This is a genomic window from Rhizobium sp. P43, from assembly GCF_056730705.1.
In genome coordinates this window covers 3630532-3645713 of the sequence record NZ_CM161539.1, presented here as the reverse complement: position 1 = coordinate 3645713, position 15182 = coordinate 3630532, and the positions used below count along the sequence as shown (strand labels likewise).

At 57.8% G+C, this 15182-nt stretch carries 11 protein-coding genes and 1 pseudogene; 10 read left to right on the top strand and 2 right to left on the bottom strand.

The window, feature by feature from the left end:
• Window positions 1–60: 60 nt before the first annotated feature.
• Entirely contained in the window at window positions 61–762 is a 702-nt protein-coding gene (locus tag AC1PUL_RS18225) for a Crp/Fnr family transcriptional regulator (protein ID WP_054149264.1), read from the top strand.
• 104 nt (window positions 763–866) lie between these two features.
• On the top strand, window positions 867–1307 hold the full coding sequence (locus AC1PUL_RS18220) for a pseudoazurin (RefSeq protein ID WP_370691535.1): 441 nt from the start codon (window positions 867–869) through the stop codon (window positions 1305–1307).
• A 134-nt stretch (window positions 1308–1441) separates the two neighbouring features.
• Here AC1PUL_RS18220 and AC1PUL_RS18215 read toward each other — a convergent pair whose 3' ends face one another.
• Both AC1PUL_RS18215 and AC1PUL_RS18210 read right to left on the bottom strand, forming a co-directional pair.
• Window positions 1442–1786, bottom strand: coding sequence for a carboxymuconolactone decarboxylase family protein (locus AC1PUL_RS18215; protein WP_480465485.1), 345 nt, complete (start codon window positions 1784–1786; stop codon window positions 1442–1444).
• Window positions 1787–1797: 11 nt separating this feature from the next.
• Window positions 1798–2496, bottom strand: a complete 699-nt coding sequence (locus AC1PUL_RS18210) for a cyclic nucleotide-binding domain-containing protein (protein ID WP_480465484.1) — start codon at window positions 2494–2496, stop codon at window positions 1798–1800.
• 252 nt (window positions 2497–2748) lie between these two features.
• On the opposite strand from AC1PUL_RS18210, the gene AC1PUL_RS18205 reads away from it, so the two are divergent.
• The 8 genes and pseudogenes from AC1PUL_RS18205 (at window position 2749) to AC1PUL_RS18170 (ending at window position 15181) form a co-directional block, all read left to right on the top strand.
• Window positions 2749–5472, top strand: coding sequence for a nitrate/nitrite transporter (locus AC1PUL_RS18205; protein WP_480465483.1), 2724 nt, complete (start codon window positions 2749–2751; stop codon window positions 5470–5472).
• A 63-nt stretch (window positions 5473–5535) separates the two neighbouring features.
• A pseudogene (locus AC1PUL_RS18200) lies at window positions 5536–9280 on the top strand (nitrate reductase subunit alpha).
• Complete coding sequence (gene narH / locus AC1PUL_RS18195) at window positions 9277–10803, top strand: nitrate reductase subunit beta (protein WP_480465482.1); 1527 nt, start codon at window positions 9277–9279, stop codon at window positions 10801–10803. Before AC1PUL_RS18200 ends, narH begins: the two are co-directional and overlap by 4 nt.
• Entirely contained in the window at window positions 10803–11519 is a 717-nt protein-coding gene (gene narJ / locus AC1PUL_RS18190) for a nitrate reductase molybdenum cofactor assembly chaperone (RefSeq protein WP_480465481.1), read from the top strand. The genes narH and narJ overlap by 1 nt, the downstream gene beginning before the upstream one ends.
• 1 nt (window position 11520) lies before the next feature.
• Window positions 11521–12306 (top strand): respiratory nitrate reductase subunit gamma, encoded by a 786-nt coding sequence (gene narI, locus AC1PUL_RS18185; RefSeq protein WP_480465480.1) that lies wholly within the window; start codon window positions 11521–11523, stop codon window positions 12304–12306.
• Between the two features lie 98 nt (window positions 12307–12404).
• Window positions 12405–13169: a peptidylprolyl isomerase gene (locus AC1PUL_RS18180; protein WP_480465479.1), complete on the top strand. Its 765-nt coding sequence runs from the start codon at window positions 12405–12407 to the stop codon at window positions 13167–13169.
• Window positions 13170–13286: 117 nt separating this feature from the next.
• Complete coding sequence (locus tag AC1PUL_RS18175; RefSeq protein WP_480465478.1) at window positions 13287–13898, top strand: carbonic anhydrase; 612 nt, start codon at window positions 13287–13289, stop codon at window positions 13896–13898.
• A 2-nt stretch (window positions 13899–13900) separates the two neighbouring features.
• Window positions 13901–15181 (top strand): molybdopterin molybdotransferase MoeA, encoded by a 1281-nt coding sequence (locus AC1PUL_RS18170; protein ID WP_480465477.1) that lies wholly within the window; start codon window positions 13901–13903, stop codon window positions 15179–15181.
• The last annotated feature ends 1 nt before the right edge of the window (window position 15182 follow it).

The window sequence follows — 15182 nt, the reverse complement described above, 5'->3', positions numbered from 1 at the left end:
CCCACTATGGGCTTTCTGAGCCCTTAAGCGTGCGCGTTGTTGGCGGGAGAGGGATATATTTTGAAGCTTGATCGGACGATCATCAAGTCATTGTCATTATTCGACAAAATGACCGATGACGAATTGGACGCACTGCTCGTTCCTGCGCAGACAAGGCGACTGCCCATCGGCGAGTCCGTGTTTGAACAAGGTCAGCCCGCCTCATACTTCTTTCTACTTTTGCATGGTCGACTCAAGGTCACCCAGGTGACGAGTTCCGGTCAACAGATTATCGTGCGTGTCGTGCATCCTGGTGACCTGTTCGGGTTCGCCAAGGCGCTTCAACGACAAGACTATCCAGGCACTGCGCTTGCCGCTGCCGAAAGCTTAGTTCTGTCGTGGCCAACAGAGTTATGGCCGAAATTCGTGGAAAGAAATCCAAGACTCGCCGTCAGCGCGATGGAGACGATCGGTCAAAGGCTTGAAGAAGCCCATGTTCGCATTCGCGAAATGTCCACGCAAGAAGTGGAGAAGAGAGTTGCGCATACCGTCTTGAGGTTGGCGCAAAAGGCTGGTCGTTCGGAGGCGGCGGGAATACGGATCGATTTCCCGATCTCAAGGCAGGACATTGCCGAGATGACCGGCACGACAATTCATACGGTCTCGCGCATTTTTAGTGCATGGGAGAGCAGGGGGCTGATCGAAGGTGGTCGGCAAAAACTCCTGGTGCGCGATATGGTTGAACTTGCGTCGCTGGCGGATTCTCTTCCGGAGCGTCGATAATCAGGTGAAGCGTTCCCGTACTTGATATTGCGCAAAGAAGGGCTGTTCATCCTGGCCTATCACTTCTCCAACGGAACGAGGTGTTCCTGTCCAAGGAGATGAAAATGAAACTGCGTAGTGTAACCATGGCAGCCGTTCTCTTGCTTTCGGCCCCGGCGCTCTCAATCGCTGCCGATTTCGAAGTCAAGATGCTGAACAAAGGTGCAGAGGGTGCCATGGTGTTCGAGCCTGCCGGCTTGAAGATTGCCCCCGGTGACACCGTTACCTTCATCCCGACCGACAAGGGCCACAATGCCGAAATCATCAAGGGCATGATCCCGGACGGTGCCGCAGAGTTCAAAGGCAAAATGAACGAAGAAATCAAGGTGACGTTCGACGTGCCGGGGCTCTACGGCGTAAAATGCGCACCACATGTCGGCATGGGTATGGTCGCCGCGATCCTTGTTGGTGATGCTCCAGCCACCAACCTCGACGCCTTCAATGCTGCCAAGCTACCGAAAAAGGCCCGTGAGCGGATTGATGCAGCCGTCGCTGCGGCCCAGTAGAGCTGTGGGACTTCGACTGGGCTCTGTTATGCTCGATGTCGCCTGGGTTACTGCCCCAGGCGGCATCGATTGATTTGTGCAGGCGGTAGTCGATTATCTGCCTGCTCAGTTTCCGCCCGAAGCCGGGGGCTGTGTTAGGCCCCGCTCCCCTCGCAACCTTCATTGTCAGGTGCGGTGATATCTTCAATCCAGGTTTTTGCGGCCACAGCGCGTGGCAGGCCCAGTGGTCCGATAGCCAACATCGCGACCTGAATCGCCGCCGCGTGCTCTATCCCCTCTGATCGTGCGCGTCGGGCGTGAGAATGCACTGCACCCTCGGAACCAGCACCGATCGCCAGTGCCAGCTTAACGAGTCGTCTTTCTCGCGGCGTCAGAGGCCCACACTCGGCGGTCGCCTTGCCCAAAGCAGCATAAGCCTTCCAGACATCTGGGTGTTCCTCCGCAAGATCTCCGGCTGCACCGGGTAGAGTTTTCGTCATATATCCATCCTTTATGTTCCATCACTGTCGATCAAGGGGTTCGGTTTTGCAAAGCTCTCAAGAACCGCCTTGTTGTGAATATGAATCTGCGAGCCGTCTACCGAGACACCATACGGCTTCAGTCCCTTGAAGGCACGGCTCAGGTTTTCCGGCGTCATGCCTAGTACTGAAGCAAGACGACGTTTCTCGGAAACGAGACGGAAACGATCGTTGCCACCAGCATATCGTTGTTGTCGCAACAAATAGTTTGCCAGCCGTTCCAGTGAGGTCCTGAGCTTGAGATCTTTCTGTGCCTTGATCACCGACCGATAACACTGCGCAAGCTCTGTTACGATGGCACGCGCAAACTGAACGTCGAGTTCGAAAACGGCCCGTACATCCTGACTTGGAACCATCACGATACGACATTTTTCCAGCGTCCGTGCAGACATCAGGTAGGGTGCGTCCCTGATTGTTGCGGCAAGGATAAAGGTCGAAACTGGGCCGACGGTTGCCATGCTTGCATCCCTGCCATTCCACTCAGAGAAGAGATCGACGGAACCAGACAGTACAATGTGCAAGAAGTTGCTCGGCTCGCCTTCAGTGATGAGTTCCATGTGTGGCGGGAAATTTTGAACATAGGCCGCACGCATTAATGAGGCGAAATGTTCCTCTGCCATCGCAGAGAACAGGGTGAGTTGACGTATATCATCGTATTCGAAGATGGGCACGCATACCGCTCCACTAAGTCAATTGATATATATCAACACGCCCCTTAACAAGCGTCAAGCGTATGCGGTGATCTTGCCTTATTGAAGGCTTGATATTTTTAAGGTAATGGCATAACATAATTCTGTAAATCACTATTTTTTCGGCATTTTTCTCTGTTTATGATTTAGATCAACTCCAACAGCAGGGTCTTCCAGCAGATATTGGGCAAGCCCCGTGAGGGGCGCTTGCGTCAACTATGCTGGAGACCTGCTATGCAGACCGTCGTTGCAGCTTCGCCTGTCGATCAAACACGCGCGCTAAGCCTGAGTACGATCGCTTTTACCGCCTGTTTTGCGGTCTGGACGATCTTTTCCATTATCGGTGTCGCCATCAAGGCAGAGCTTGGTCTCACCGACACGCAGTTCGGCCTACTGGTCGCCACGCCGATCTTGACCGGGTCCATCAGTCGTTTGTTCCTTGGTGTATGGACCGAGAAATACGGGGGAAGGCTGGTTTTTTCCGCGCAGATGCTTCTCACGGCCGCTGCAACCGGGGCGTTGACGCTGGCCGACAGCTACATCATGTATCTTATCGCGGCGCTTGGCATCGGACTTGCCGGCGGCTCGTTCATCATAGGCGTTGCCTATGTCAGCCGTTGGTATGACGCTGGTCACCAGGGAACGGCGCTAGGTATCTTTGGAGCTGGCAATGTGGGCGCGGCGGTGACGAAATTCGTCGCCCCCTTCGTCATGGTCGCCTATGGCTGGCATGGCGTGGCCTATGTTTGGGCAGCCGGATTGGCTATCATGGGTGTCCTATTCTTCGTGCTGGCCAAGGATGATCCGGCGCTGGTTGAGAGGCGCAGGACCGGTACCAAGCCGCCCTCCATGGCGCAGCAGTTTGCACCGCTGAAGAACCTGCAGGTCTGGCGCTTCTCGCTCTATTACTTCTTTGTCTTCGGTGCTTTCGTTGCACTGGCGCTCTGGCTGCCGCACTACCTGATTGATGTCTATGGCATCGACGTGCGCTTTGCGGGCATGGCAGCGGCTTCTTTCAGCCTGTCGGCTTCGCTGTTCAGAGCCTATGGCGGCATGCTCTCCGACAAGTTCGGCGCACGTTCGGTCATGTACTGGACCTTCGGCTTCTCGCTGCTGTTCCTGTTCATGTTGTCCTATCCCCCCACATCCTATGTGATCCAAGGCAAGGACGGCTCTATCGCCTTTTCGACCAGCATGGGACTGTGGCCCTTCATCGGTACGCTCTTTGCTCTCGGCTTCTTCATGAGCCTTGGAAAAGCGGCGGTCTTCAAGCATATCCCGGTCTATTACCCCAATCACGTCGGCGCAGTCGGTGGGCTGGTGGGCATGATCGGCGGATTGGGTGGTTTTGCCCTGCCCATCGCCTTTGGCGCCTTGCTGGATCTTACCGGCATCTACACCTCCTGCTTTGCCCTTCTGTTTGTGCTGGTTGCTATTGCGCTGGCCTGGATGCACCTGTCGATCCGCGCCATGGAACGGGCCGCGCACGGCGAGGTGCTCGACAGTCTGCCGCAATTGCCGGAGATGCAGGGCATCCATCATCCAGAACGCACGGCCATGCCGCGTGTGCTGGAAGACTGGCGCCCGGAGGATGCGCAATTCTGGGCGCAGAAGGGACGTGCTGTCGCGCGTCGCAATCTCTGGATCTCGATCCCGGCGCTGCTGCTGGCCTTCTCGGTCTGGATGGTGTGGTCCATCGTTGTCGCACGCTTGCCCGCTATCGGCTTTGCCTTTGCGCCCGAACAGCTGTTCTGGCTTGCGGCGTTGCCGGCACTGTCTGGCGCCACACTGCGTATCTTCTATGGCTTCATGGTGCCCATCTTCGGTGGACGCCTCTGGACGACCGTATCGACGGCGTCCTTGATGATCCCGGCCATCGGGATCGGCTATGCGGTGCAGAACCCTGAAACGCCCTATTTCATCTTCCTGGTCCTGGCGCTGCTCTGTGGCCTCGGCGGTGCAAACTTCGCCTCCTCCATGGCCAATATCGGCTACTTCTTCCCGAAGGCCGAAAAAGGCAATGCGCTTGCGCTGAATGCGGGTCTTGGCAATCTCGGTGTCAGCGTCATGCAGTTCCTTGTGCCGCTGGTCATCACCGTTGGCGTGTTCGGTGCCATGGGAGGCTCCCCACAGCAGCTGGGCGATGGCAACCAACTTTGGATGCAAAATGCCGGCTTCATCTGGGTGCCCTTCATCCTGATGGCTACCATTGCTGCCTGGTTCGGCATGAACGACATTGCTGATGCCAAGGCCAGCTTTGCCCAGCAATCGGTCATCTTCGGACGTACCCATAACTGGCTGATGTGCATTCTCTACATTGGCACTTTCGGCAGCTTCATCGGCTACTCGGCCGGCTTCCCGCTGCTCAGCCGGATCGCCTTCCCCGAGGTGAATGCACTGCAATATGTCTTCCTTGGTCCGTTGGTTGGGGCGCTCAGCCGCGCCGGTACAGGCTGGGTCGCCGACAAGTTCGGTGGCGGGCGTGTCACCTTCTGGGTCTTCGTCGGCATGATCGCCAGCGTGCTTGCCGTGATCCTGTCGCTCCAGGCGGGCAGCTTTGCAGGCTTCTTTGCAGGCTTCATGGCGCTGTTCTTCTTTACCGGCGTCGGCAATGCCTCGACGTTCCAGATGATCCCGGTGATTATGGCGAAAGAAGTACCGCGCCTGATGCCCCAGCTGACCAGTGCGGACCGGGCACGGCAGATTGCCATGGAATCGGGTGGGATCGTCGCCTTCACTAGCGCAATCGGGGCTTATGGCGGCTTCTTCATCCCCAAGGCCTACGGCTCGTCACTTGCCATGACCGGTAGCCCGATTGGTGCGCTCTGGCTTTTCCTCGGCTTCTACGTGCTCTGCCTTGCCATCACATGGGCGGTCTACACGCGACCCGGTGGCCTGCTGCACGACATCGAACACAAAGGCGGCCTTTCCAATGCCGCAAGCCAGCCTGCCCAATAAGCCATCCCGATACTCGAAATGCCAAGGCCTCGGCCAAAATCAGACCTATGAAAGGAAAGCTCGATGAGCCATCTGCTCGACAGACTGAACTTCCTCCAGAGTACGACACTGGAAACATTCTCGGATGGTTGGGGCCAGACAACCAAGGAAAACCGTGACTGGGAGGACACCTACAGAAACCGCTGGCGCCACGACAAGATCGTGCGTTCGACCCATGGGGTGAACTGTACCGGCTCATGCTCCTGGAAGATCTATGTCAAATCCGGCATTGTCACCTGGGAGACGCAGCAGACTGACTATCCGCGTACACGCGCAGGACTGCCCAACCATGAGCCGCGCGGCTGTGCGCGAGGTGCTTCCTACAGCTGGTATCTCTATTCGGCAAACCGGGTGAAGAACCCGCTCATCCGCGGCAGCCTGATGCGTGCCTGGCGCAAGATGCGCCAGACATTGACGCCGGTGGCGGCCTGGGCGGCGATCCAGAACGATGCCGTCCTGCGTGCCAGCTACACAAAAACGCGCGGCAAGGGTGGCTTCGTGCGCGCCACCTGGGATGAGGCGACCGAGATTATTGCGGCGGCCAACGCTCATACGGCCAAGACCTGGGGACCGGACCGGGTGTTCGGTTTCTCGCCGATCCCGGCGATGTCGATGGTAAGCTATGCCGCCGGCTCGCGTTATCTGAGCCTGCTGGGCGGCACCTGCATGTCTTTCTACGACTGGTATTGCGACCTGCCGCCTGCCTCACCCCAGACTTGGGGCGAACAGACTGACGTGCCGGAATCCGCTGACTGGTATAATGCCGGCTTCCTGATGTTGTGGGGCTCCAACGTGCCGCAAACGCGCACGCCCGACGCACATTTTTATACCGAGGTCCGCTATCGCGGCACAAAATCGGCAGTCGTCAGCCCGGACTATTCGGAAGCCGCCAAGTTCGGCGACATCTGGTTGAATCCCCAGGCCGGAACCGATGCGGCGCTCGCTATGGCCATGGGCCACGTGATCCTACGCGAGTTCCACCTTGATCGTCAGGCTGAGTATTTTGAGGATTACGCCCGCAAATACACCGATATGCCAATGTTGGTGCAACTCGATGAAAAGGATGGCCACCTGGTTCCTGGTCGAATGCTGCGCGCAGACGACTTCAAGGGCAATCTCGGAGAAGCCAATAACCCTGACTGGAAAACGGTCGCTTATGACGAAGTGAGTGGTCAGATCGTGGTGCCAAATGGCTCCATTGGCTTCCGATGGGGTGAAGAAGGCAAATGGAACCTGGAGCAACGGGCAAAGGGTGCTGACGCACAACTGCGATTGAGCCAGATCGTGGACGGCGAGCATGACGAAGTTGTCGGCGTTGACTTTCCGTATTTTGGTGGCGTGGCGACGGGTGACTTCGTCAAGTGCGACCATCCGGAAGTGCTCACCCGCAATGTACCGGCAAAATATGTCGAGCTTGCAAATGGCCGAAAAGTGCTGGTCGCTACCGTTTTTGACTTGTTCTGTGCGAATTACGGGCTTGACCGAGGACTTGGCGGTCGGTGGGTTTCGCGCAACTTCAACGATGACATGCCTTACACGCCTGCCTGGGCAGAAAAGATCACTGGCGTGGAGCGCGAGAAAATCATTGCGGTCGCACGCGAGTTTGCCGCGAACGCGGAAAAGACCTGTGGCAAGTCTATGGTGATCCTCGGAGCGGGTCTGAACCACTGGTACCACATGGACATGAACTACCGTGGCATCATCAATATGTTGGTTATGTGCGGCTGTATCGGCCAGGAGGGAGGTGGTTGGTCGCATTATGTGGGCCAGGAGAAACTGCGTCCCCAAACCGGCTGGCAACCGCTGGCGTTCGCGCTCGATTGGAACCGCCCGCCACGTCATATGAACTCCACCTCCTGTTGGTACGCCCACACAGACCAATGGCGGTACGAGACGCTTCGTGCCGGAGATTCTCTCTCCTACGGCGCCAAAGGGCGACTGGGATATCAGCCTGATCGACTACAATATCCGTGCCGAGCGCATGGGCTGGCTTCCCTCCGCTCCACAACTGAAGACCAATCCGCTGGAGGTTTCGAAAGCGGCAAAGAAAGCCGGCAAGGAGATCAAGGATTACGTTGCCGAGCAGTTGAAGTCCGGGGCCTTGCAGATGTCCTGTGAGGATCCGGATGCGCCTGAAAACTGGCCGCGTAACCTCTTTGTCTGGCGCTCGAACCTGCTGGGATCGTCTGGCAAGGGCCACGAATACTTCCTGAAGCATCTGCTGGGCACTGATCACGGCGTCATGGGCAAGGACCTTGGAGAAGAAGGCGGCGTAATGCCCAAGGAAGCGGTGTGGCACGACGAAGCGCCAAAGGGGAAACTCGACCTTCTGGTGGCCATCGACTTTCGCATGTCTACCACGTGCGTCTATTCCGACATCGTGCTGCCCACTGCTTCCTGGTATGAAAAGGATGATCTCAACACATCCGACATGCATCCCTTCATCCATCCGCTCCAGGCGGCCGTAGATCCTGCTTACGAGAGCAAGTCCGATTGGGAAATCTTCAAGTCGATCGCCAAAAAGTTCTCCGAAGTTGCGCCTGAAGTACTGGGGGTGGAGACCGACATTGTTCAGCTTCCGCTGCTTCACGATACTCCGGGGGAACTTGCTCAGGCGCATGTGAAGGACTGGAAGAAGGGCGAATGCGATCTGATCCCCGGCAAGACCGCACCGAATTACATTGCGGTGGAGCGGGATTATCCGAACCTCTACAAGAAGTTCACATCGGTCGGGCCGCTGCTTGAAAAGCTTGGCAATGGTGGCAAGGGCATAAACTGGGACACCAAGGTCGAGGTCGGGCATCTGCGGGATCTCAATGGCGTCGTGCAGGACGAAGGCGTGTCCAAGGGGCACGCAAAGCTCGAAACTGCCATCGATGCTGCCGAAATGATCCTGATGCTTGCGCCGGAAACCAATGGTGCGGTCGCCGTCAAGGCATGGGAGGAGCTTGAAAAGCCCACCGGTCGCCATCATGCCCATCTGGCGGAAGGCGCACACCATACCAAGATCCGTTTCCGTGACATTGCCGCGCAGCCGCGCAAGATCATCTCCTCGCCCACCTGGTCGGGGATTGAAAGCGAGGAAGTCTGTTACAACGCAGGCTACACCAATGTTCACGAACTTATCCCTTGGCGTACGCTGACAGGTCGCCAGCAGCTCTACCAGGATCACCTGTGGATGCGGGCCTTTGGTGAAGGCTTCGTCGGTTACCGCCCGCCGGTGGACCTCAAGACGGTTACCAAGGCGATCAACAACGATGCGGCCGAGGGCAGTCCTCATGTGGTTCTGAATTTTATCACGCCGCACCAGAAATGGGGCATCCACTCGACCTATACGGACAACCTCTTGATGCTCACGCTCAACCGGGGCGGGCCGGTCGTGTGGATGTCCGAGGTCGATGCGCAGAAGGCCGGGCTCGTCGATAACGACTGGATCGAAGCCTACAACATCAACGGTGCGCTCACAGCGCGTGTCGTGGTTAGCCAGCGTATCAAGCAGGGCACCCTGTTCATGTACCATGCTCAGGAAAAGATCGTGAACACGCCAGGCTCGGAGAAGACCGGGCATCGCGGCGGCATTCACAACTCGGTCACCCGCGCGACACTTAAGCCGACCCACATGATCGGCGGCTATGCGCAGCTGTCCTACGGCTTCAACTACTACGGCACCGTTGGCAGTAACCGCGACGAATTCGTCGTCGTGCGCAAAATGAAGAACATCGATTGGCTGGATCAGCCTGCAACCGTCAACGTGGAGGCCGCAGAATGAAAGTTCGCGCGCAAATCGGCAAGGTTCTGAACCTCGATAAATGCATCGGGTGCCACACCTGCTCCGTCACCTGCAAGAATGTCTGGACCACACGGGAAGGCGTGGAGTACGCTTGGTTCAACAATGTCGAAACCAAGCCCGGAACAGGCTATCCGACCGACTGGGAAAACCAGAAGCGTTGGAATGGCGGCTGGACCCGTTCCAAATCAGGCAAGCTGCATCCCAAGCAAGGTGCCAAGTGGCGGATTCTCGCCAACATCTTTGCCAACCCGTCCATGCCGGAAATCGACGACTACTATGAGCCGTTCGATTTCGATTACGATCACCTGAAATCTGCCCCGGACATGAATGCGTTTCCGACCGCCCGGCCGCGTTCGAAGATTACCGGCGAGCGGATGGAAAAGATCGAGAAGGGCCCGAACTGGGAAGAGATCCTTGGCGGCGAATTTGCCAAGCGTTCGCAGGACTATAACTTCGAGAATGTCCAGAAGGCGATCTATGGAGAGTATGAAAATACCTTCATGATGTATCTTCCGCGCCTGTGCGAACATTGCCTCAACCCGACATGCTCTGCCTCCTGTCCTTCCGGCGCGATCTACAAGCGTGAGGAAGACGGCATCGTCCTCATCGATCAGGAAAAATGCCGCGGCTGGCGCATGTGCATCTCCGGTTGTCCCTACAAGAAGATCTATTACAACTGGGAATCTGGCAAATCTGAAAAGTGCACATTCTGCTATCCGCGCATCGAATCCGGCCAGCCGACGGTCTGTTCGGAAACCTGCGTGGGCCGCATTCGCTATCTGGGCGTGATCCTTTATGACGCCGACAAGATCGAGGCGGCGGCCAGTGCCGAGCGCGAGACCGATCTTTATGGTGCGCAACTCGATGTCTTCCTCGATCCGAACGACCCGGAGGTCATCGCGGCTGCCCGGCGTGATGGCGTGCCTGAAGACTGGATTGAGGCGGCAAAGGTCAGCCCGATCTGGAAGATGGCGATGGAATGGAAGGTCGCCTTCCCGCTGCATCCGGAATACCGGACACTGCCAATGGTCTGGTACATTCCGCCGCTTTCGCCTATTCAGAATGCAGCCCAGGCCGGTCAGATTGCCATGAGCGATCAGATGCCGGATGTGCGTTCCTTGCGCATTCCTGTCCAGTATCTTGCCAACATGCTGACGGCTGGCGACGAAGAGCCGATCGTGCATGCGCTGGAGCGGATGTCTGCCATGCGCCTCTATATGCGTGCGCTGAGCGTGGATGGCGTGCGCGACGAGGGCATAGCCGCCCGCGTCGGCATGACAGGACGCATGATCGAGGACATGTACAAGATCATGGCCATTGCCGACTACGAGGATCGCTTCGCGATACCCACGGCGCATCGTGAACAGCATGAAGACGGTGCCGAGATCCGCGGTGGTTGTGGGTTTACCGACGGCAACGGCTGCTCCAGCGGCGATACAGGAAAGACGACCTTGTTCGGCGGCAAGAAAAAGCCGCTGGCGCTGAACAGGGAGGTCTTCTGATGATGGACCGGACCTTGAAGGCACTGTCGCTGATTCTGAGCTATCCGACAGAAGAACTACAGGCTGCCATGCCGGCAATTGTCGAGGTGTTTGCCCAAGACGACCGTCTTGATGCCGACACCAGGGCCGGATTGGCGATCCTTGTTCACCGGCTGGGAGAGGGGGATATCTACGATCTCCAGGAAAGCTACGTGATGCTGTTTGACCGCTCGCGCACGCTGTCGCTGAACCTTTTCGAGCATGTCCATGGCGAGAGCCGCGAGAGAGGCGGCGCCATGGTCAGTCTGATCGAGACCTATCGTGAGGGTGGTTTCGAGCCCGCGACGTCTGAGCTGCCCGATCATTTGCCTTTGCTCCTGGAATTCCTGTCTACCCGGTCACGCGCCGAGTTTCAGGATACGCTTTCAGATGCCGCTCATATACTTGAGGCGCTAGGCGGGCGGCTTGCGCGGCGAGAAAGCGCATATGTCGGCGCCTTTGCCGCTCTTCTGGAGCTTACCGGCCGAAAAGCCGATCCCGAAGCGGTGGCCGGCATGCTTGCGCAACCCGATGATAATCCCTCCGACCTGGCCGCGCTCGATGCGGTCTGGGAAGAAACCGAGGTGACGTTCGGCCCGGACCCGAGTGCGGGCTGTCCGCAGGTCCGCGATATGCTGGCGCTGATGGACAAGCCAACCGATCTCACCGTCTCGCCAGCCCTTACCAGGAGTGCATGACATGTTCGGATCCTTCGATATCAATTTCATCATTTTCGGCGTCATGCCCTATGTCGCTCTCACGGTCTTCCTGTTCGGATCGATTGCGCGCTACGAGCGCGATCCGTTCACCTGGAAGAGTTCATCGAGCCAGTTGCTGCGACGGAAGCAGTTGATATGGGGCTCAATCCTGTTCCATGTTGGCATCCTGACCGTGTTCTTCGGGCACTTTGTCGGATTGTTCACCCCTGTCTGGCTGCTGGATAGTCTTGGGGTGCCCCATGGGCTCAAGCAATGGATGGCTGTCCTGATCGGCGGTCCGGCGGGCTTTGCTGCATTGATCGGTTCCACCATGCTTCTGCATCGGCGTCTTGCCGATCCGCGTATCCGCGTCACCTCTACGGTTCCGGATATTCTGATCATGGTCCTGATCTGGGTACAGCTTGCCATCGGTCTGCTGACCATTACGCAGACCCTGCAGCATATGGACGGCGCCGAAATGATCCGCTTCATGACCTGGTCGCAAAGCGTTGTCACCTGGAACATCAATGCCTGGACCACCGTGGTCGATGTCCATTGGCTCTACAAGGCGCATATCTTCCTCGGCTTGATCATCACCATGATCTTCCCGTTCACGCGACTGGTTCACATCTGGTCCGGTTTTGCAGCCCCGTTCCGCTATCTCCTTGGCCGTAGCGGATACCAGATTGTGCGCTCGCGGCGGCGTCGTACGCTTGAGGAACGGCGCAGAACCTTCGATCAGCGACAGGCCAAGCCAGGCCCGTCCATCACAACCCCGGCGGAGTAAGGCAGATGAACGCTAACACAAAAACCGTTATCTCATTCAGGGGCCAACCAATCGCGGGTATTGAGAGTGTTCAGGCTGCAATCGAAACGGAAGTGGTTGTGAACGGTGAACGGATCGACCCGAAAAAGATTGCGGAAGAAACCCAGAACCATGTCTCTCCAAAGCACAAACCCGGCATTGCCTGGCGCAAGGCAGCCCAGGCGCTGGCGATACGCGCTCTTCTTCTTCAGGAGGCGCGCGCACGCCAGTTGCAAATCGAAGTGCTGGAGCTTGCACCCGGGCGTGTCGAAACAGAAGAAGAGGCACTTATCCGGGCTGTCCTTGATGACGCGCTAGCCATTGAACCCATCACCGAGGAGGCCGTTAGCTCGGAATGGGCGAGGGATCCCGGTCGCTACCGCTCGGCGCCGCTCTGGGATGTCTCGCATATTCTGTGCGCCTGCGACCCGCGCGACGATCAGGCAAGTGAAGCCGCGCAGGCGCGAGCTACGGCGTTGTTGGCAAGGCTGGATGGCGACGCCAAGGCATTCGCCGCAGCCGCGCGCGAAAGCGATTGCGGTTCGAAAAGCGCTGGCGGCCATCTCGGACAACTTGGTCCGGGTGACACGGTCCCTGAATTCGAGGCGGCTTTGCGGACGCTCGGCGAGGGCGACATCACCTCTGCCCCTGTTCTGTCGCGCCATGGCTGGCACATCATCCGCCTGAATGCTAAGGCACCAGGGCAGGTTCTGCCCTATGAGACCGTTCGTCCGAAGATCGCCCAGGCGCTGGAAAAGGCTGCCTGGACGAAGGCTTCGCGCGAGTTTGTCGAGACCTTGGCAAGCAGGGCGCAAATCTCGGGCGCAAGTCTGGCGCCCATCTGAGGCGGCGAGAGGGCCTGGGGTGCGTTGCTCATAACCGGCGCCCGCAGGCCGGCCTTCCATCCATGGACTGACCGAAGTACTTGCGTCGCGGGTCAGGATCTGCATAGGAAAAAAATCATGCTTGAAGACCTGTTTGAACGAAACAGGACATGGTCGCAGAAGCGCCAGGCAACAGAGCCGGACTATTTCACCCGCCTTGCGGGGCAACAGGCGCCTGAGTTTTTCTGGATCGGTTGCTCGGACAGCCGCGTACCGGCAAACGTCGTGGCCGGACTTGATCCGGGCGAAGTCTTTGTTCACCGAAACGTCGCCAATATTGTTCATTCCTCGGATTTGAACCTCTTGTCGGCGCTCGAGTTTGCGGTCGAGGCCTTGAATGTGCGGGAGGTCATCGTCTGTGGTCACTACGGTTGCGGTGGCGTCAAGGCTGCAACGGAAGATCTGCCGCATGGTCTTGTCGATCACTGGCTGGAACCCATCCGGCGTCTTGCCCGAAGCTATGCCGTTGACCTCGGATGCCAGCCAGACATGGAGGCGCGACGCGACAAGCTGGCGGAGTTCAACGTGATCGAGGGGGTGCGACGTGTGTGCGAGACGCCGATCCTGCAGCGGGCATGGCGACGCGGAGCGAATATTCGGGTTCACGGGCTGATTTACGGTTTGAAGGATGGGCTCCTGCGCGATCTCGATTGCAGTATCGGTCCCGGCCATTTCCAATCGGAGACTTGATGATGTTGGCTGATCAGCTTCGTGCGGTGAGGGCACGCGATTCACACAGGCCGGTGACACCGAAGCATCTGATAAGTGTTGATGAAGCCCTCACGCTTATCAAGAGGATGGCAGCGCCTGCAGGTGAGACGGAAACCGTCCCGATTGCAAAAGGCCTTGGTCGTGTCCTGGCTCAACCTGTCCTGTCCCGTTCTACGGCTCCGAGTTTCGATAATGCCGCAATGGATGGCTATGCAATCTCCGCTGCTTCTTTGACCGGCAACGGTCCATGGCGACTAAACGTGATGGGGCGCGTTGCAGCCGGGCAGGAAGCCACCGATCTCAGCTCCGCCAACTCCGCACTTCGTATCTTCACTGGTGCTCCCATTCCCAAGGGAGCAGATGCTGTCGTCATGCAGGAACATGTCACGCGGATAGGGGATTTCATTCAGCTAGACGATCGACCAGGACTTGCGCTCAATATCCGTCGGGCGGGGAGTGATCTTTGCAAGGGTGCCTTGGTTTTGAACAAAGGTGTTAGGCTGGGCGCGCGCGAATTAGCGGCATGTGTGATGGCGGGTCAAGAGAGCGTTGTTGTCCGCAAACCGTTGCGCGTTGCACTCCTTGTGACCGGCGATGAAGTCCGCACAATCGGCGAAATCCGTGAGGCAGCACAAATCTGGGACGTGAACACGCCTATGCTAACCGCTGGATTGGCACTTGCAGGCGTTGAGCTCGTAGCTTGCGTCCATGGCGCAGATAACCTTGCGGGATTGACCGGGCAGTTGCGCGACATGGCCGCCATTGCGGATCTGGTCATCACCACCGGTGGGATCTCTGTCGGAGAGGAGGACCATGTCCGACCGGCTCTGGCGGCATTGGGCGGAGAGCTTGTGTTCAGCGGTGTGGCCATAAAGCCAGGCAAGCCTGTCTCCTTTGGACATCTGGGATCAGCCTTCTGGCTTGGCCTGCCCGGCAACCCGCTCTCCGCGTTCGTCACCTGGCACGTCTTTGGCAGGGCACTTGTCCATAGATTGATGGGAGAGGCGCCCCATGGAATCGCCTACCGCCAAGTCGTAACTGCCAAGGCAATCAGTCGTAAGCCTGGGCGATGCGAATTCAGGCCGGCCACGATCGCCGGCTTTGATGAATATGGTCGAGAGATCGTGACTTTCGAGGACGCAATCCAATCCGCATGTGTCGCACGCCTTCCGCTAGCCGACGGGCTCATTTTTCTGCCCGCTGATGCCGAAACCCTGACGACCGGTTCGCTTGTCACGTTCGAGCCCTTTTGCCATTCCTGAG

Coding starts and splice junctions, on each gene's coding strand:
- AC1PUL_RS18220 (WP_370691535.1), top strand. CDS start 867: ATGAAACTGCGTAGTGTAACCATGGCAGCCGTTCTCTTGCTTTCGGCC.
- AC1PUL_RS18215 (WP_480465485.1), bottom strand. CDS start 1,786: ATGACGAAAACTCTACCCGGTGCAGCCGGAGATCTTGCGGAGGAACAC.
- AC1PUL_RS18205 (WP_480465483.1), top strand. CDS start 2,749: ATGCAGACCGTCGTTGCAGCTTCGCCTGTCGATCAAACACGCGCGCTA.
- narH (WP_480465482.1), top strand. CDS start 9,277: ATGAAAGTTCGCGCGCAAATCGGCAAGGTTCTGAACCTCGATAAATGC.
- narJ (WP_480465481.1), top strand. CDS start 10,803: ATGATGGACCGGACCTTGAAGGCACTGTCGCTGATTCTGAGCTATCCG.
- narI (WP_480465480.1), top strand. CDS start 11,521: ATGTTCGGATCCTTCGATATCAATTTCATCATTTTCGGCGTCATGCCC.
- AC1PUL_RS18175 (WP_480465478.1), top strand. CDS start 13,287: ATGCTTGAAGACCTGTTTGAACGAAACAGGACATGGTCGCAGAAGCGC.
- AC1PUL_RS18170 (WP_480465477.1), top strand. CDS start 13,901: ATGTTGGCTGATCAGCTTCGTGCGGTGAGGGCACGCGATTCACACAGG.